The following is a 17,932-nucleotide window of genomic DNA, read 5'->3' as shown; positions in this document are numbered from 1 at the left end:
ATGCTGAAAACAGAAATGATCGACCAACTGAATGAGCAGATGAACCTTGAATTGTATTCATCGCTGCTCTACCAACAGATGAGCGCGTGGTGCAGCTATCACAGCTTTGAAGGTGCCGCCGCGTTTTTGCGCCGTCACGCCCAGGAAGAGATGACGCATATGCAGCGTCTGTTTGATTACCTCACCGACACCGGCAGTTTGCCGCGTATTAACACGGTCTCTTCCCCTTTTGCTGAATATGCGTCTTTAGACGAACTGTTCCGTGCGACTTACGAACACGAGCAGTTAATCACTCAGAAAATTAATGAGCTGGCACACGCGGCAATGACTCACCAGGATTATCCAACATTTAATTTCCTGCAATGGTATGTTGCCGAGCAGCATGAGGAAGAGAAATTATTTAAATCTGTCATCGATAAGTTATCGCTGGCAGGGAAAAGTGGTGAAGGTCTTTATTTCATCGATAAAGAACTGGCTACGCTTGATACACAGAATTAATGTTGTGAGGTAATGAGGGCAACACGCCATCATTACCTATTAATATCAGTGGCGGCAGATCTTGCTTTCGTGCGTAGAGAAGCCGTCTTCTTTTGCAATAAATTTTCCCTTCGCTGCTAAAAAAGCCACCAGTTCAGCTGCTGTCATATCCGTCGCAGAGCAAGTGTGAAAACGCGCCTGATCGCCAAACCGTGCCGTGATCGCAGCTTCAAGGCTGGCATTTGAATACTGCTCGCCAGATTCAATCATCATGTTGAGCACTTCGTGACCGTGAATAGATTCCATACTACCTCCTCAATAAAAGCCGTAGCCTAATGTGAACTGCATGGTGTTGCATTGCGCTAACGCAGGTTTATTCGCAGATAAGTGTCATTTGGTATACATCTTAAAGCATAAAATATCGTAAACGTAAGTTTACAATCATTGTAACGGTGATTTGACGAAAATAGCGTTTTGCCTTAACCTGCGCCGCAGATATAACCATTGATTATCTCTGGGACAGAGGAAAGCGTGAAAAATAGAACCCTGGGTAGTATTTTTATCGTGGCGGGAACCACGATTGGCGCCGGTATGTTGGCAATGCCGTTGGCTGCAGCAGGCGTGGGATTTAGCGTCACGCTGGTATTGTTAGTGAGTCTTTGGGCGTTAATGTGCTACACCGCGCTGTTGCTGCTTGAAGTGTATCAACATGTACCGGCCGACACCGGGCTGGGTACGCTGGCAAAACGTTATCTTGGTCGTTACGGACAATGGGTAACGGGCTTTAGCATGATGTTCTTAATGTACGCCCTGACGGCGGCGTATATCAGTGGCGCGGGTGAACTGCTGGCTTCCAGTATCAGCGACTGGACCGGAACCACTCTTTCTCCGACCACAGGCGTGCTGCTGTTCACCTTTGTTGCCGGTGGTGTCGTTTGCGTGGGGACTTCGCTGGTCGATCTGTTCAACCGTTTGTTGTTCAGCGCCAAGATAATCTTCCTGGTGGCGATGCTGGCCCTGTTAATGCCGCATATCCATAAAGTAAACCTGCTTACGCTGCCGCTACAGCAGGGGCTGGCGCTGTCCGCCATTCCGGTTATCTTTACTTCGTTCGGTTTTCACGGCAGCGTCCCCAGTATCGTCAGCTATATGAACGGTAACATCCGTAAACTGCGTTGGGTGTTTATCACCGGTAGCGCCATTCCGCTGATCGCCTATATTTTCTGGCAACTGGCTACGCTCGGCAGTATTAACTCGTCCACGTTCATGGGGCTGTTAGCCAACCACGCTGGCTTAAACGGTTTATTGCAGGCATTGCGTGAAGTCGTAGCGTCGCCACACGTCGAACTGGCGGTGCATCTGTTTGCCGATCTTGCGCTGGCGACCTCTTTCCTCGGCGTCGCGCTGGGATTATTTGACTACCTGGCCGACCTCTTCCAGCGCCGTAATACCGTAGCGGGAAGAATGCAAACTGGCGTGGTGACCTTCGTGCCGCCGCTGGCATTCGCGCTATTCTATCCACGTGGCTTCGTTATGGCGCTAGGTTATGCGGGCGTTGCCCTGGCAGTGCTGGCGCTGCTGATCCCCTCGATGCTGGCATGGCAGAGCAGAAAACAGAATCCGCAGGCTACCTACCGCGTGGCGGGCGGTGCTCCGGTGCTGGCGCTGGTATTCTTGTGCGGCATTGTGGTGATCGCAGTACAGTTCTCTATTGCAGCAGGATTACTACCAGAAGTGGGTTAAAACAAAAGGGGCTTTCGCCCCTTTTATTAATGCAAACAGCACTGCTTATATTTCTTGCCGCTGCCGCACGGGCATGGGTCATTACGCCCTACTTTGGCATCCACTTTTACCGGTACCTTGACCGGCGTTTCCTGGGGATGCGCCATCCACCAGGCATGCAGATCCAGCGCTGCCAGTCGAATGGCATCCACGCTCTCTTCAAACGCTTCTGGTGTCAGTTTCTCAACCACCGCAAAGTTCTCTTCCGTGCCATGCAACGCGATAGCCTCGAGCGCTGGTTTTAACGTGTCTGGTAACGTAGACCAGTCCGACAACGCAACGCCGCGCATATAACCGAAGCACCACTCTTCAACGATGGTCAGTTCATGCTCGTCAATTTCACGCAAACCAAACAGCGGCTCAAACTGTTCAGGATATTCATCCAGACGATCGGCCGTATCCGCCATATGTTGAAACGCCAGGTTCATGAAACGCGTCATTTCTTTTTCGGAGGACCAGCGAGGAACATACTGCGCGCCGCCCCAAATAGCGACCAGCCACTGCTCCGGTTCAATTTCATACGGTGAACTCAGCACCGCCGTCAGTAAACCATCCAGTTCTGACACATCCAGAATAGCCTTGTCCGTGTTGTACTTTGTCAGTACATCATCCAGCCATTCCAGTTCGCTCTCGTTTAATGGTCCCGTTTTCATAACGCTTTTCCTTAGTCAAAAAATCTTGCCTGTGATCATCCTACATGGCTGGAGGGATAACAGATACAAATGGGCATATGCGGCTTACAGCTGCCGCTTGTTCAGGTTAACAGGAAAAGTAGAGAATTCCGGAAGTTAACGCACAAAAGAGAACACGAAGCCGCCGGGCATCATACCGGGAAAACACAATAAAACCACCCGCAGGTGGTTTACTGTTGCTCAATACGGTTGAGCGTTGCGGTATAACCCGTTTTCGCTACTGCGTTAAGTAGAATATCGGTTGAAAAACCTTCAGGCACGATCGCTTCTGCCTGCCGGGTCTTGAGGGAGGATTTTGCTTTAATCACGCCGTCAGTGTCACGTAGCGCCTGATTGACCGAAATAACGCACAACGAGCAGGTCATGTTTTGTATATCCAGCACCACTTTTTGGTTGGCCGCCTGAGCCCACAGCGGTAACAGCAAGCATGCAACTAACGTGAAGATCTTCATTCAACTACCTCATAAAACCAGGCTACAAGCGTTGGGTAAAATAGGACAGGTAAAATCAACGCCAGCGCGCACCAGTAAAAAATGCGCGCTTGCTTCAGCGTTAACCACCCGGAGCACCACAGCCGTTTGGAAAAATAGAGCCGCCAGAAGACATGCAATAATAATCCCAGGGATAGCAGCACCAGAGGCGTACGCAAAAACTCAAACCGGGTAAAGATGGCAAAGCTCGCCGCCGAAATACCAAACAGCAGGTATAACAGCGGCCCAACGCAGCATAAACCCGCGGTGACTGCCGCCGCAGCGGCTGTCAATATAGTGAGACCCGCCCCTTTAGCGTTGTTCTGTAGCGACATAGCTGTAGGAGAACGCTTTAGGATCATAGAAATTAATCGGGTCGCCATCGACTTCAGCATAAGGATAACCAAAGTTGTTCATCGCGCCCTGCTCCGTTGCCGGATACAGCTCAAAATCACGCCCGTAGTTGAATCCAACCCAGTTCATTTCCCAGTTGCCAAACAGGTAGGTATTCACGGCCTGGACATCGGCGTCCTGATGCGATTTTTTCTCTGCCAGACGCATTTTGGTCACGTCAGCGGGATCGCAAGGTAACCAGCCGTAACCTGCCAGATAGAATTCGGCGCGGCAGTGTTGTCCGCCGCTCACGTCGGCGACTCCCGCGCTGTCGGCTTTGCCAAAAGCGCTTTTCGAATAACGTTCAAGCTTATTGGCTTTGCCCAGACGGATGCCAAACAGTTCACGCGCCGGAATGCCGCTGGCGCGCGCGAGAGCCACAAAAACGGAGCTCATGTCGGTACATTTGCCTTTGAGCATACCGCTTTTCAAGATCTCGGCCACATCACCCGTGCCACAGCCAATAACGTCGTTATCGCGTTCCATATGACTGCTGACCCATTCGTAAATCAGACGTGCTTTTTTCAGCGGGTCCGTCTCATTACCGGTGATTTTACGCGCGGTTTCCAGAACCAGCCCATCAACAGGGGTGTGTGCCGTTGGCAACAGGTACGGTTTTACATCCAGCGGATAAATAATCTGCTCGGGCGCTTGCCAGGTTTTCAGCGCGTTGTGCTTCAGCGGTTCCCAGTCGGCGGTTTCAATATCAATATTAACGTCAATCAACAATTCGCCCTGCGAATCAGGCCAGGTGGCAAACAGCGTTTTCGCACCATAGGTATTATTGGTGGTGACGTACGCCTGCTTATAGTTCCCACTAAAGGCAAGCGCTGTCATTTGTTGAAACGCGGTATCCACCGGTAGCGGGATCCACAGTTTCACCACGCCGCTCGATCCCTTTGGAGGGTTGAGTTTATACGTTTGTGATAAGACAAAGCGTCGACGCGTCACTGGCGCGCCTGAAGGCTCTGCGGCGCTTACCGTCTGGCTTAAAACCGCTGGGCCGACTAAACCGGCGGCGGAAAGGAGAACGCTATTTTTGAGAAATTGTCGACGTTGCATTAGTGTCTGTCCATGTTGTAAGAGTTGTGCTACGGAAACCGTATACGATCATCACAGCAGACAGACGCTGATAATAAAGGTGAGTCGATGGAGGCTATTCATCAATAACAGACCTGTTAACTGTGAATGAAATGAAAAACTACGTGGCCGCTATTAAGCCATTTACAGGCAAAAAAGTACAGTAACGAGGACGAGTTCAGTATACATACACATTCGTTGCCAGTTTGCGGGCTAACCCTCTTGCTCCCTCGCGCATGACCGTATCGTGATTCCACCGAAAAGCGGGGGCTGCCAGCAGTGCAAGATAATTCATCCAGCGGATCGTGGTGCGGACGTTCCAGTCATATCTGACGAAAGTCTCTGCGCCATTGGCGGAAAAAGACCATACGCCTCGCCCTTCCACCGCGCCGCTGGCTTGTCCTTCAAGCAGAGTGCAGGGCTGAATATTCAAGACGTTGATATCAAAGGTTAAGCGATAAGGGAGCACGCCTTTCCAGGTATAACGGTGCAGCGCCCCAATACCCTGCATGTCCCCTTTCTTTATCTCAACGATACGTTCCAGACTTCCCCACCATTCCGGCCACTGGTCCGGATGAGAAAAAACATCCCATACATCCTGAATTGAAGCCTCAACCCGCCAGAGCGTGGAAAACTGATAGTCAGCCATAGTCAAGATTCCCTCAAGGCGTGAAGAAATTGGCGGGGAAACGGATGTTGATAATCATAGCATCCAGCAGAACGGTTTCTGATCGCTGACCATCAGGCGCATAGCTGATCACTTTGGCAGGGAGTCCGTGATAATTATCCAGCCAGATGTCGTAGCGGTGAACACCATCAACAACCATGGTTCCCGGCCCAACCACGGACACGCGGGTTGTCGCCCGTCCTGCAATGCTCTCCTGACCAACGATGCTCGTTGTACCCGAGCGCTGCAAATGGCGAATATTACCCAGCAACACGCCAATATCAGAGCGATCCACCCGATGACCGCGCTCATCCTGGATCAATGAATTGGTGGGCGATAGGTGGAAAATGGGCAATGTACCCACACCGAATGGCCATAATGTCACTTTACCGCTGACAGGATTAAAGATAACCACTGCACCTGAATGCGGCTGGGTAAAATCCATTCGCACGTAGCCGGGTTTTTGATAGCTGTAGCGAATGATTTTGCTTTCACCCAACGGCGACGAGGAGCGCAGCATAACCTGATAAGAAGTCATGTTAGTGAATGAGCGTTGTGAAACCGCAATCGGATCGATGATCCTGCCAGTCTGCGAAAATGCTGCGCAACTCAAGACAAGTAATGCCGCAAACACGACTAGCGGAGAAAATGAGACGCTCATGACCGCCCCTGTATCAGCACTCTCTGCCAACAGGAGTCATCACCTGTCGATACTTTTATTATAGTTCTTAAATTGCGAGCCATTCCCCACTCGCGCCGATTCGCAAATAGAAAGATTGGCAACAATGGGGGTTTTGAGGTCGGTTAACGCATCAGGCAGATTTACCTGCCGCAAGTTATCCAGAATAACAGGCACAAAAAAACCACCCGTAGGTGGTTTCACGACACTGCTTATTGCTTTGATTATTCTATTCTTTCCCATGGTACCCGGAGTGGGACTTGAACCCACACAGCGCGAACGCCGAGGGATTTTAAATCCCTTGTGTCTACCGATTCCACCATCCGGGCTCGGGAAGAAATTGGAGGCGCGTTCCGGAGTCGAACCGGACTAGACGGATTTGCAATCCGCTACATAACCGCTTTGCTAACGCGCCGAAATCTTCTGGCTTTTCAGCCAGACATCCGCAATTGCCGATGTCTTTAATCTGGAGCGGGAAACGAGACTCGAACTCGCGACCCCGACCTTGGCAAGGTCGTGCTCTACCAACTGAGCTATTCCCGCATCACCAAGTAACTTTGTTAATCACTTGATTTTGTTATCGTCTGGCAATCAGTGCTGCCGTTCGATGCGTTGCATTCTACTTACCTGACGCAATGAGTCAACGATATTTTTCACCACTGACGATCGTTTGCTGAAATTTGCGTCGAAACGATCACTGTTCAAGCAAATCTCCCCATGCAGCGCTCAAATACTGGAACATTGACCACAAAGTCAGTATCGCGGCAACGAAGAAAAGTGCGATCCCTGCGTACTCAACCCAGATATTTGGACGCCAAAGCAGCCATGCCAACGCGGCCATTTGGGAAGTAGTTTTCACTTTTCCGATCCAGGACACTGCCACACTGCTGCGTTTACCCAGTTCAGCCATCCATTCACGCAGCGCAGAGATAATTATTTCACGCGCGATCATCGTGGCGGCAGGCAGCGTCACCCACCAGCTGTGATAGTGTTCGGTCACCAGCACCATCGCGATAGCCACCAGCACTTTATCAGCGACCGGATCGAGGAAGGCGCCAAAACGCGTGCTTTGGTTCCAGCGACGCGCCAGAAAACCGTCAAACCAGTCGGTGACCGCCGCGATACAGAAGATCAGCGCGCAAACGAAGGGAGCCCAGGTGAATGGCAGATAAAACGCCAATACAAAGAATGGGATCAGGATGACGCGAAACAGCGTGAGCAACGTAGGGATATTAAATTGCATATGACGGATAACTATCTGTTGTCAGTGAAATTACCCCTATGTTGCTACAGAGGGCTTAATGTTTCAACGAGTAGAAGATCTTTTCTGCCAGAGCTTGCGAAATACCCGGCACTTTTGCAATTTCTTCAATGCTCGCGTTACGAAGACCTTGCAAACCGCCCATATATTTCAACAACATCTGCCGACGTTTTGGTCCAACGCCCTCAATGGTTTCCAGCGTGCTGGTACTTTTCACCTTCGCCCGTTTTTTACGGTGTCCGCTAATCGCATGATCGTGAGATTCATCGCGGATATGCTGGATAACGTGCAACGCAGGCGAATCCGGTGGCAGGCTAAAGCCCTCTCCTTCCGGCTCAAAGAACAGCGTTTCCAGGCCGGCTTTACGATCGGCCCCTTTTGCCACCCCCAGCAATAGCGGATGTTGTTTGTCCCAGGGAACGTCCAGCTCAGCAAAAACGGCTTTCGCCTGCCCCAGTTGACCTTTACCGCCGTCGATCAAGATAACGTCCGGAATCTTACTTTCTTCAATCGCCTTACCGTAACGCCGACGCAGAACCTGATTCATGGCCGCATAATCATCACCCGGCGTAATGCCAGTGATGTTATAGCGACGATACTCCGCACGCAGCGGTCCATTGGCATCAAATACCACGCAGGAGGCAACCGTCTGCTCGCCCATCGTATGACTGATATCAAAGCACTCCATGCGTTTTACTTCCGGAAGCTTCAGTACCGATGCCAGCGCCGTCAGACGTTGTGTAATCGTCGACTGCTGGGAAAGCTTCGTGGTTAACGCCACTGCCGCATTAGTTCGCGCCAGCTTCAGATAACGGGCGCGATCGCCTCGTGGTTTCGTCTGAACATTAATCTTCCGCCCAGCCAACTCAGACAAAGAATCCGCCAACAAGGTTTTATCGCTAAGCTTAAAATCGAGCAGGATCTCACCGGGTAAGGTGCGCATCTGACTCCCCTGCAGATAGAACTGTCCGACGAAGGTTTCTACGACCTCGCCGAGCTCTGTTCCACCAGGCACTTTCGGGAAATAGCTGCGACTGCCTAACACTTTACCCTGGCGAATAAACAGAACGTGCACACAGGCCATGCCTGCATCAAACGCCACGCCGATGACGTCCAGATCGTCTCCAGTATTAGAAACAAACTGTTTTTCGGTCACGCGGCGTACGGCCTGAATTTGGTCACGAATGCGCGCAGCCTCTTCAAATTCGAGACTCTGGCTGGCCTTTTCCATCCGGGCGATCAGTTGGGTCAATACCTGATCGTCTTTCCCGGACAGGAACAGACGAACGTAATCAACCTGCTGCGCATACTCTTCCTCACTCACCAGGCCCGCCACACACGGACCGAGGCAGCGGCCAATCTGATATTGCAAACAAGGACGCGAGCGGTTGCGATAAACACTATTTTCGCACTGACGAATAGGGAATATTTTCTGCAACAGCGCCAGCGTTTCACGTACCGCATAGCCGTTAGGGAACGGGCCAAAGTACTCGCCTTTGGCGTGCTTTGCGCCACGATGCATCGCCAGGCGAGGATGGGTATCGCCGCTGAGGAAAATGAAAGGATAGGATTTATCATCGCGCAGCAAAACGTTATAGCGCGGCTGATACAGCTTAATGTAGTTGTGCTCAAGCAGTAACGCTTCGGTTTCGGTGTGCGTTACCGTGACATCAATCTGCTGTATTTGCGCGACCAGCGCTTCGGTTTTACGCGACGCGAGGTTGCTACGAAAGTAGCTGGAAAGCCTTTTTTTCAGGTCTTTCGCTTTCCCGACATAGATGACCGTACCGGCGGCATCATACATGCGATAAACGCCGGGCTGACTGGTCACGGTTTTCAGGAAAGCTTTAGCATCAAACTGATCGGTCACTGGCTTGTTAATGTCTCCGCATTACACAGGCCATGGCGAATTGCCAGGTGAGTCAGTTCAACATCGCCGTGAATGTTTAATTTACTGAACATTCGATAACGATAACTGTTCACCGTCTTAGGACTAAGATTCAGCTGTTCTGAGATCTCATTGACCTTCTGACCTTTGGTGATCATCAGCATAATCTGCAACTCACGTTCAGACAAACTGGCAAACGGGGTTTCCGTTTTCTCAGGCTCAATCTGGCTGAGCGCCATCTGCTGAGCGATGTCGGAGGCTATATAACGTTGGCCGGAAAAAACCGAACGAATCGCACTTACAACCTCCTGGGGCGCAGCCCCTTTGCTGAGATAGCCCGCGGCTCCTGCCTGCATGACTTTTGCAGGCAACGGATTTTCGGTATGGACAGTCAGCATGATCACTTTAATGTCAGCCGTTGAACGCGCAATTTTACGCGTTGCCTCAAGGCCACCAATACCGGGCATATTCATGTCCATCAGCACAACGTCAACGGCGTTTGAGCGGCACCATTTTACCGCATCCTCGCCGCAGCACGCCTCGCCGACAACTTTAATGCCTTTTATATCTTCAAGAATGCGTCGTATCCCTGCGCGCACCAGTTCGTGGTCATCAACAAGAAAAACGTTGATCAAAGGAATATCTCCAGAATAGGGATAACGCTACCGATAGTTAATCGGTCCTATGTTAACGGGTTTTATCTCAACTTTGAAATGTAAAAAACACCTGTCTTTCGATTTTGCTCTCGTTTTTGGAAATTAGATTGTACGAAGAGTGGAAACATTCAGTACTGATAACCTTTTGCCACGGTTATATCTGTGTAGCTGTTTCATAATGGTGACAAAAAGATCATATTCCTTCGCTGAATGCAAACCAAGCAGTCAAAGTTGTAACAATAATTAACGAGTAAAATACTCGAAATAAACAACAAGTGGAGAAAATATATGCGCTGCAACAAGTTGTTTATTTTAATGTCCGCACCTCGCAATTGCACAAAAAACAACCACTGATATTTTTAGCCTCGCTTATGGTATACTCCGCCGCCTTAAGATTTGACATCGCACTTTTTCATTGAAACATAACGAGGAAAATAAATGAGTACGCTTGACTTTTCCACTGCTGAGAATAACCAGGAACTGGCCAATGAAGTCACCTGCCTGAAAGCCATGTTAACGCTGATGCTGCAGGCAATGGGTCAAGCCGATGCAGGACGCGTGATTCTTAAAATGGAAAAACAGATCGCACTGATTGAAGATCAATCACAGGCTGCGGTATTTTCCAGCACTGTTAAGCAAATTAAACAGGCTTACCGCCAGTAATAAGAAACCGGCTGAGAGCATCGCTATCAGCCGGTTTTGCGTCTGAAACTCAGAACGATAATTTACTCAGATAAGCCCGGTTGCAGCGGCATAACAGGCGATCTGCGTTTTGTTTGGTGCATTAAATTTCTTTTGCATATTTTTCTGGTGAAAGTTAACGGTATTTTCAGAAATCGACAGAATTATCGCTATCTCTGAAGAGGTTTTCCCCTCCGCCGTCCATTTCAATATTTCTTTTTCCCGCTTACTAAAGCGCATCTCTGGCGCCATGACCATGTCATCTTCCAGCCGCGTCAGTACCGACAAACTTTCCCGCACCAGTAGTTGCATCCTGAGCTCTACCTCATCGCTGGCAAAACAACTATTACGGACACTCGCACGCGATACCGATAAAAAACCCAACGCCCGATTAGGCAACATTAAGCATTGCGTCATCCCTTTCCGTAAACCGTGATTGCGCGCAGCATCCCACAGGGGCTGTGCATCGCGAAATAAGGAATCGTTCCAGGGTAAATGCCCCTGACTGAAGTTTTCAGGTTTCAGCACCGGGTCAATCGCAAAATAATTCTCGGACTGATAATGCGCCACCCAGGCTTTGGGATACGTCGTGTGAAGCGACGTTTTAGGCCGGGTAAAAGGTACGGGATGACGAACACAGAGCGCGTAAAAGTCGAACTCTAAATGCTGCGTCTGTTGTTGTAATTCGTTATAGACATCCTCTGCCGTCGCCATTTCCTGAAAGCGTAACAGCATGCTCCGTCGCCAGGTGAAGAAATCATGACCCTGCATACTAAGTGGTAATACCCCTGAGATTGATAATCATCCAAACATATGAAACAAGCTAACACATAAATGTATTTTATATATGTAAATTATCGGACAACTGAGCAATTACTTGAGCATTACTCAATGGCGGAAGAAAGTAACAGCATTAAACGTTAATAATAAAGCAATAATTATAAATAGTTATGCGAACAGCACTCGCTAAAAACAATTTAGACGAGTGCTGCATGCACTATTTATTGCATCAGAAACTTTTCAAGAAACTGACGGGTTCGTGGCTGCTGCGGATGCGTGAATAAGGATTTCGCTGGCCCTTGTTCTACTATCCGTCCTTGATCCATAAATATCGCCCGATCGGCCACGTCACGCGCAAAGCTCATTTCGTGCGTCACAATCACCATCGTACGCTTTTCCTGCGCCAGTTGACGGATGGTATTAAGTACCTCGCCAACCAGTTCAGGGTCGAGCGCAGAGGTCGGCTCATCAAAAAGAATCACCTCAGGGCGCATCGCCAGCGCTCGGGCAATAGCCACACGCTGCTGTTGTCCACCGGACAAGCGACGTGGATAGCTGGTTTCTTTACCTGCCAGCCCGACTTTTGCCAGCAGTTCGCGCGCACGCGCTATGGCTTCGGCTTTCGGCTCGCCTTTAACAATCACCGGACCTTCAATAATGTTTTCCAGTACCGTACGATGCGGGAACAAATTAAAGTTCTGGAACACAAAACCCACATGCTGGCGCAACTGACGAATCAGGCCTTTTTGCTGAGTTAACGAACGCGCGGTATCGATCGTAATCTCACCGACTTTAATGGTGCCCGCCTCCGGTTGCTCCAGCAAATTAATGCTTCTCAGCAGCGTGGTTTTGCCCGAACCGCTCGGCCCGATAATTGCCACCACTTCACCGGGTTTGACGTCAAGATCGATCCCATGAAGCACCGTTTGTCCATGAAATTTTTTGACCAGGTTTCTGACTTCGATAGCACTCATTTCGGCTCTCTCTCCTGGCGGTTCAGTTGCTCTTCAAAATAGTTTTGCAGTGCAGAAAGCACCGTTGCCATCACCCAATAAATCAACGAGGCCGCCAGATACATCGTGAACACTTCCAGCGTACGCGAGGTAATCAATTGCGCCTGACGGAACAGTTCCGGTACCTGAATAGTCGCGGCCAGAGAGGTGTCTTTCACCAGGCTGATAAAGCTGTTGCTCAGCGGTGGAAGTGCAACCCGCGCAGCCTGCGGCAGGATCGCCCGACGCATGGTTTGCCAGCGCGTCATACCAATACTGGCCCCCGCCTCCCACTGCCCCTTATCGATGGAAGAGATTGCCGCACGCAGCGTTTCCGCAGCGTAAGCGGCTGTATTAAGCGACAAGCCAATCATTGCTGCCGGGATGGGGTCCAGCTCAATACCAAACTGCGGCAGACCGTAATAAATCATAAACAGCTGGGCAATCAACGGTGTTCCGCGAAAGACAGAGATATAAAAGCGCGCCAGCCAGCGCACAGGCAGCAGTGGCGACAGACGCATCAGTGCCAGAATAAACCCCAGCACAAGGCCAAAGAACATCCCGCCGATACTCAGTTGCAGCGTAAAAACCGCGCCTTTGAGCAGATACGGCAGAGAATCAATCACCAGTTGGATACTTTCTTGCATTAGCGTTTTTCTACCTGGTCGTTACACGTGAGGATGGTAGGCAAACAGCGCAGGCGCCCCACCAGTATGGATAAAGAGAATTGGCCCTTCATCTTTGAAGCGTTTCTGGCTGATGCCGTCAATAAGACCCGCCATTGCCTTGCCGGTATACACCGGATCCAACAAGATGCCTTCGAGGCGCGCCAGCAGTTTTACTGCCTCCATGCCCTCTTCGTTTGGCGTACCGTAGCCCGGCGCAAAATAATCATCCCATAACAGGATATCCGCAGTGGCCGTCAGCTCCAGTTCACGGGCAATATCCTGCTGCAGCGTAACAACTTTGGGTTTTTGATCCGCCACGCTGCGCGAGACGGTCACACCGATAAGTTCAACGTCTGGCATCAGTTGCTCCAGCCCCACCGCCAGTCCGGCATGCGTTCCAGCGCTACCCGACGCGACCACCACGGAAGAGAGCGAAACGGCCCCTTCACACTGCTGGGCAATTTCCAGCGCGCTTTCCACGTAGCCCAGCGCGCCCAAAGCATTAGACCCCCCAACCGGGATCACATAAGGCCGAAACCCTTGCGCTTCAATCCGCGTCGCGAGCTCCTGCAACTGCGCATTCGGATCGGTTAGCGCATCGCACATTTCGATCTGCGTATTAAACAGGTCCAGCAGCAGACGGTTGCCATTGCTAAGATAGTTTTCAGCCGTGGTGCCAATCGGATTTTCCAGCAGCGCCACGCAGTGCAGACCAAGTTTAGCCGCAACCGCCGCTGTCTGGCGAACGTGGTTAGACTGAATCGCACCTGCGGTTATCAGCGTATCCGCGCCTTCACGCAGCGCGTCTGCGGCCAGAAACTCCAGCTTACGCAGCTTATTTCCGCCCATGGCCATCGGCGTGACGTCATCGCGTTTGATGAAAATATCGCGCCCGAGATAGTCTGAGAAGCGCGGAAGATATTCGAGCGGCGTTGGCGCGCCAATAAATTCCAGACGTGGAAAGCGCGTTAAGTTATGCAGTGGCATATAGCCTCCGGTATTCGTTGTTGTGATGTTCTTTTTATTATGCACGTTCAGGCGCAATGAAATAAAAAAAGGCGCTGTTAAAGGCGCCTTTTTTCATCGGGTGACGATTATTTCGTCACATCCGCTCCAAACCATTTTTCAGACAGAGCCTTCAGCGTACCGTCTTTTTGCATTTCAGCAATGGCTGCATCAACCGCTTTCAGCAGATCTTCATTGCCTTTACGCAGCGCCACGCCGGATTCCTGGCGGGAGAACGCTTCGCCAGTGACGGCCAGCGTATCTTTGGTTTTCTTGACCAGATCAAGCGCGGCCAGACGATCAACCAGAATGGCGTCAATACGGCCTACGCGCAGATCCTGATATTTGGTCGGGTCATCGTCATAGGTACGAATATCCACGCCCTGTACGTTCTGGCGCAGCCACTCTTCATAGTTGGTGCCCAGACCAACGCCGACTTTTTTACCTTTCAGATCGGCGGCGGTCTTAATAACGCCTTCATTGCCTTTCTTCACCAGTGCCTGAATGCCGGAGACCGTATACGGGGTGGAGAAATCGTATTTTTTCTTACGTTCGTCAGAGATGGTCACCTGGTTGATCACCACGTCAATACGTTTGGAATCAAGAGAAGCCAGCATACCGTCCCATTTGGTCGGTTTCAGCGTGGCTTTCACGCCAAGGTGCTTTGCCAGTTCCTCGGCGAACTCCACTTCGAAACCGGTCAGTTTGCCGTCATCGCCCTGAAAACTAAACGGGGGATAGGTCCCTTCCAGGCCCACCAGCAGCGTGCCGCGCTCTTTAACTTTATTTAACAGACCTTCATCTGCATAAGTCTTCACGCTCATTCCGGCGACAAGTGCAACAGCCATTACACCCATCAGAGCCTGACGTCCCAGAAGTGCTAATTTCATAGTTACCCCGAATATTGTCATTAGTGACTATCATTTATGACTAGAGTGTAAAGCGTTTGCGGTGATCCACAAACACGACTCTGTTACACCTTATTCGTTTTTAATATATATCAGAACTGGCTGTCCAGGAGGATTTCTGCATATGTCCCATATGGGTATGGGCTTTGAACTGCTCATACTTACGTAAGGCGATACGGTAATTGTTGGTGCTGGTTTCCGGCAGCCACGGGGCAAGGTTTTCGTCGAGGAAGCCTTCCTGCAGCAGGTCATGAGAGATGTTTTGTTCGGTGAGATGATTCCCGAGGCGGCGCAGGCGGACAACGTATTCGCGGACTGTACCGTGGCTCATTTCAGTCTGCTCAAATAAAAATTGTTTGAAACCGATAATGTCAAAAAAGTCGCTCTGCTCCTTGCAGTGCAAATCACCGCAAAAACGACATAGCGCCACCCACTCTTTTTTCTCCTGTTCCCACTCGGCTTCGTTCAGCAACGTGTCCAGGCGAGCGATGGCGATTTTATTGACAATTTTCCCGCGGCGAACCAGCGTGATCCGGTCGAGCAACTTGAGGCAATGGGCGCAATGCGTCTGGCTGTGTTTGAAATCTTTGAGATAGCGGCTTAGAGGCCGTCTTTTTGATTGCTGCACCGTCATGAGAACTCCTGGTAGTCAATTCGTAATGCGGCATTGTTCAGGGGTAATGATGTACCCCTATAGCTTACCCAGCTTGGTGCGTAGACGTTTGATGGCCTGACTGTGCAACTGGCTGACCCGTGACTCCCCGACTTCCAGTACCGCGCCAATCTCTTTCAGATTCAGCTCTTCCTGGTAGTACAGCGTTAACACCAGCTTTTCGCGCTCCGGCAACGCCTCGATCGCGTCCATCACGCGCTGGCGGAGGTTACCCTCAAGTAGCTGCTGTAACGGGTTTTCCTGCTGATGTTCTTCCGTCACCAGCTCAATACTATCGCCATGCTCTTCCCGCCACTCGTCGTAGGAGAAGAGTTGGCTGTTATTGGTATCAAGCAACATCTGACGATACTCTTGCACAGGAATAGCCAGACGCTCCGCCACCTCGGTTTCCGTCGCGTTACGCCCTAACTCCTGCTCCAGTTGTCCCATCGCCTGGGCCACTTCGCGAGCATTGCGCCGAACGCTACGCGGCACCCAATCCCGGCTACGTAGTTCGTCCAGCATCGCTCCACGAATACGCTGCACTGCGTAAGTGGTAAATGCCGTTCCTTGCAAAGCGTCATATCGGTCCACGGCATTCAATAACCCGATGCCGCCCGCTTGTAGCAGGTCATCCAGTTCTACGCTCGCCGGCAAACGCACCTGAAGGCGCAATGCTTCGTGACGCACCAACGGTACATAACGCTGCCACAGCGAGTGTTTATCCATTACACCTTCAGCGGTATACAGTGAATTCACGATAAACAGCCCTGCGTTAAATGAGTTATCGGCATGATTATCCGTTTCTGCAGGGGGTTCTATCGGGGGAATAAGGCTATAAAAGAAGGGTTATTTCACTTATGTAGCTAATGACGTTATTTCGAATAAGAAATAATTGATAATAAATCAAATAGTTGGCTTGCGAGGAATGCGTTTTCACGCATCCCTGCTTAAATTATGTCAAGAGATGAATCATCGACAGGTCATCACCTGTGCGCACGGTCTCGATATGCTTTTGAAAGTTCTCATGTATGGTAGGATTATGCTGGCTTAGCGAATGGAAGCTGTAGACAATATTGATCGCGTCCTCCTTCTCCAGATATGTTCTTTCGTAGGCACTCGCAGCAATCAGCATTTTAATGAAATAGTATTCAACACATATCATGTATAGTGTCCGAAGCGGATCTACTTTTTTTTGATTCGGAAAATTATTCTCCCAAATCTTGTACAAAATGAAGTTTTTTAGGTCGAATCCAGTCTCACCCTGCTGTTCGTAAACCTTCTGCCACGTGGACTCAAGTTTAGCGATCCCCTCCTCTACAGAGGGATTTTCTTCCTCGGTCAATGTTCTCAGGAGACACTGAATGTAATAGTTGAGCACGCCATTGGCGCGGCTTACCGTAAGACTTCGGAAATAATCCTGCAGCAAAAGTACTAAAGTGACCTTAACATTGTTATCCGCTGAAAATGCCGACAATTCTTTCTTTAATTCACCTGATTGAGTCTGAGACATAATCGCGTAATAAATTTGCTCAACTTCAGACAGCGCCACATTATCAATCTGATTAAACTTCTTAATGCATAAAGTAAGTTTAATCAGCCCATACAGACCTACATTGACATCCCGCCCTGCCTGTTCAACAAGGCTCAGGCAGAAAAGGTTTAACAGTTTTTGCTGTTGAGAAAAGATAGGTGCGCTAAAAGCATTAGGCACAATTTTACTGCTCTCGTTCAGAACCATCGCATTAGGATCGGTCAGCACCAAACTCGCGACTTCCGGACAGGACAGATTTAACGCTTTTCTTACATCGTTTTTATAAATACGCTCACTACGCGGAAATGTCTTACATGTCGAGCTTAATGCTTCAGCGCCAAGCGTTTTCTGGACCTTGCAAAGGCTATCTTCAGTCAGATAAGGGCAATTTCCTGTTTCTTCATTAAGTTTGATTAACCCCCAGTTATCGATATCTTTTTTTAGGAGAATGATATTCTCCTTCGCGATCCCTCTGATACATCCATCTTTACTGGAAATATATTTCTTCACCGTTGACCTATCCAGAGTTATACGCCATGTTTTACAGCAATGATCGCGACATTGTGTTCCAGAGCATCGGAAGGCCTTAACAAAAGCCGGTTCGGTAACGGTAATTTCTTGCATTATTCAGACTCCAGTATAGAAAAAAGGCAGCTTTCGCTGCCTT

The 17,932-nt window shown here is 50.0% G+C and carries 22 protein-coding genes and 3 tRNA genes; 4 read left to right on the top strand and 21 right to left on the bottom strand.

Annotated features, from left to right (window positions below; translation table 11 throughout):
• Complete coding sequence (ftnA, locus tag OGX99_RS18080; protein WP_151218874.1) at window positions 1-498, top strand: non-heme ferritin; 498 nt, start codon at window positions 1-3, stop codon at window positions 496-498.
• Between the two features lie 45 nt (window positions 499-543).
• Here the strand turns inward: ftnA and OGX99_RS18075 are convergent, their stop codons facing one another.
• Window positions 544-783, bottom strand: a complete 240-nt coding sequence (locus OGX99_RS18075) for a YecH family metal-binding protein (protein WP_151218875.1) — start codon at window positions 781-783, stop codon at window positions 544-546.
• A gap of 225 nt (window positions 784-1,008) precedes the next feature.
• Here OGX99_RS18075 and tyrP point away from each other — a divergent pair, with 225 nt between their 5' ends.
• Window positions 1,009-2,220, top strand: a complete 1,212-nt coding sequence (gene tyrP / locus OGX99_RS18070; protein ID WP_187258810.1) for a tyrosine transporter TyrP — start codon at window positions 1,009-1,011, stop codon at window positions 2,218-2,220.
• Between the two features lie 26 nt (window positions 2,221-2,246).
• On the opposite strand, the gene OGX99_RS18065 is transcribed toward tyrP, so the two are convergent.
• From OGX99_RS18065 to uvrY, 12 genes are all read right to left on the bottom strand, one after another.
• Window positions 2,247-2,912, bottom strand: a complete 666-nt coding sequence (locus tag OGX99_RS18065) for a YecA/YgfB family protein (protein ID WP_286544592.1) — start codon at window positions 2,910-2,912, stop codon at window positions 2,247-2,249.
• Between the two features lie 209 nt (window positions 2,913-3,121).
• Window positions 3,122-3,403, bottom strand: a complete 282-nt coding sequence (locus OGX99_RS18060; protein ID WP_151218878.1) for a heavy-metal-associated domain-containing protein — start codon at window positions 3,401-3,403, stop codon at window positions 3,122-3,124.
• Entirely contained in the window at window positions 3,400-3,756 is a 357-nt protein-coding gene (locus OGX99_RS18055; RefSeq protein WP_151218879.1) for a mercuric transporter MerT family protein, read from the bottom strand. Before OGX99_RS18055 ends, OGX99_RS18060 begins: the two co-directional genes overlap by 4 nt.
• A complete protein-coding gene (locus OGX99_RS18050; RefSeq protein WP_286539939.1) occupies window positions 3,734-4,876 on the bottom strand; it encodes a transglutaminase-like domain-containing protein in 1,143 nt (380 codons plus the stop codon). Before OGX99_RS18050 ends, OGX99_RS18055 begins: the two co-directional genes overlap by 23 nt.
• A 196-nt stretch (window positions 4,877-5,072) precedes the next feature.
• Window positions 5,073-5,543, bottom strand: coding sequence for an SRPBCC family protein (locus tag OGX99_RS18045; RefSeq protein ID WP_151218881.1), 471 nt, complete (start codon window positions 5,541-5,543; stop codon window positions 5,073-5,075).
• A 13-nt stretch (window positions 5,544-5,556) separates the two neighbouring features.
• The gene (locus OGX99_RS18040; protein ID WP_286544590.1) at window positions 5,557-6,222 is read right to left on the bottom strand and encodes a LolA family protein; all 666 of its coding nucleotides are present in this window, start codon (window positions 6,220-6,222) and stop codon (window positions 5,557-5,559) included.
• 260 nt (window positions 6,223-6,482) lie between these two features.
• Window positions 6,483-6,569, bottom strand: a tRNA-Leu gene (locus OGX99_RS18035).
• A gap of 12 nt (window positions 6,570-6,581) precedes the next feature.
• A tRNA-Cys gene (locus OGX99_RS18030) sits at window positions 6,582-6,655 on the bottom strand.
• Window positions 6,656-6,707: 52 nt separating this feature from the next.
• A tRNA-Gly gene (locus tag OGX99_RS18025) sits at window positions 6,708-6,783 on the bottom strand.
• 151 nt (window positions 6,784-6,934) lie between these two features.
• Window positions 6,935-7,483 carry a CDP-diacylglycerol--glycerol-3-phosphate 3-phosphatidyltransferase gene (pgsA, locus tag OGX99_RS18020; protein WP_043016768.1) on the bottom strand — a complete coding sequence of 183 codons (549 nt, stop codon included), beginning with the start codon at window positions 7,481-7,483 and terminating at the stop codon, window positions 6,935-6,937.
• A gap of 55 nt (window positions 7,484-7,538) precedes the next feature.
• Window positions 7,539-9,371, bottom strand: coding sequence for an excinuclease ABC subunit UvrC (gene uvrC, locus OGX99_RS18015; RefSeq protein ID WP_210905229.1), 1,833 nt, complete (start codon window positions 9,369-9,371; stop codon window positions 7,539-7,541).
• On the bottom strand, window positions 9,368-10,024 hold the full coding sequence (uvrY, locus tag OGX99_RS18010; protein ID WP_151218899.1) for a UvrY/SirA/GacA family response regulator transcription factor: 657 nt from the start codon (window positions 10,022-10,024) through the stop codon (window positions 9,368-9,370). The genes uvrC and uvrY overlap by 4 nt, the downstream gene beginning before the upstream one ends.
• Window positions 10,025-10,320: 296 nt before the next feature.
• On the opposite strand from uvrY, the gene OGX99_RS23915 reads away from it, so the two are divergent.
• Window positions 10,321-10,464, top strand: coding sequence for a hypothetical protein (locus tag OGX99_RS23915; RefSeq protein ID WP_477100055.1), 144 nt, complete (start codon window positions 10,321-10,323; stop codon window positions 10,462-10,464).
• Window positions 10,465-10,483: 19 nt separating this feature from the next.
• A complete protein-coding gene (locus OGX99_RS18005; RefSeq protein ID WP_286544587.1) occupies window positions 10,484-10,708 on the top strand; it encodes a DUF2594 family protein in 225 nt (74 codons plus the stop codon).
• A 66-nt stretch (window positions 10,709-10,774) separates the two neighbouring features.
• On the opposite strand, the gene sdiA is transcribed toward OGX99_RS18005, so the two are convergent.
• From sdiA to fliB, 8 genes are all read right to left on the bottom strand, one after another.
• Window positions 10,775-11,497: a quorum-sensing transcriptional regulator SdiA gene (gene sdiA, locus OGX99_RS18000; protein WP_151218900.1), complete on the bottom strand. Its 723-nt coding sequence runs from the start codon at window positions 11,495-11,497 to the stop codon at window positions 10,775-10,777.
• Between the two features lie 230 nt (window positions 11,498-11,727).
• Window positions 11,728-12,480, bottom strand: coding sequence for an L-cystine ABC transporter ATP-binding protein TcyN (tcyN, locus tag OGX99_RS17995; protein WP_137397256.1), 753 nt, complete (start codon window positions 12,478-12,480; stop codon window positions 11,728-11,730).
• Window positions 12,477-13,145 (bottom strand): cystine ABC transporter permease, encoded by a 669-nt coding sequence (gene tcyL, locus OGX99_RS17990; protein WP_151218902.1) that lies wholly within the window; start codon window positions 13,143-13,145, stop codon window positions 12,477-12,479. The genes tcyN and tcyL overlap by 4 nt, the downstream gene beginning before the upstream one ends.
• 21 nt (window positions 13,146-13,166) lie before the next feature.
• Window positions 13,167-14,153, bottom strand: a complete 987-nt coding sequence (gene dcyD / locus OGX99_RS17985) for a D-cysteine desulfhydrase (RefSeq protein WP_151218903.1) — start codon at window positions 14,151-14,153, stop codon at window positions 13,167-13,169.
• 107 nt (window positions 14,154-14,260) lie between these two features.
• Window positions 14,261-15,061, bottom strand: a complete 801-nt coding sequence (gene tcyJ / locus OGX99_RS17980; protein ID WP_151218904.1) for a cystine ABC transporter substrate-binding protein — start codon at window positions 15,059-15,061, stop codon at window positions 14,261-14,263.
• Between the two features lie 100 nt (window positions 15,062-15,161).
• Window positions 15,162-15,713, bottom strand: a complete 552-nt coding sequence (gene fliZ / locus OGX99_RS17975; protein ID WP_048218004.1) for a flagella biosynthesis regulatory protein FliZ — start codon at window positions 15,711-15,713, stop codon at window positions 15,162-15,164.
• Between the two features lie 57 nt (window positions 15,714-15,770).
• Complete coding sequence (gene fliA / locus OGX99_RS17970) at window positions 15,771-16,490, bottom strand: RNA polymerase sigma factor FliA (RefSeq protein ID WP_016153479.1); 720 nt, start codon at window positions 16,488-16,490, stop codon at window positions 15,771-15,773.
• Between the two features lie 196 nt (window positions 16,491-16,686).
• Window positions 16,687-17,889 (bottom strand): flagellin lysine-N-methylase, encoded by a 1,203-nt coding sequence (gene fliB / locus OGX99_RS17965; protein ID WP_286544577.1) that lies wholly within the window; start codon window positions 17,887-17,889, stop codon window positions 16,687-16,689.
• Between the last annotated feature and the right edge of the window lie 43 nt (window positions 17,890-17,932).

Source organism: Citrobacter sp. Cu096 (genome assembly GCF_030332285.1).
GTDB lineage: Bacteria > Pseudomonadota > Gammaproteobacteria > Enterobacterales > Enterobacteriaceae > Citrobacter > Citrobacter meridianamericanus.
The sequence above is the reverse complement of the archived record's forward strand: the minus strand, read 5'-3'. Positions and strand labels throughout refer to the sequence as shown.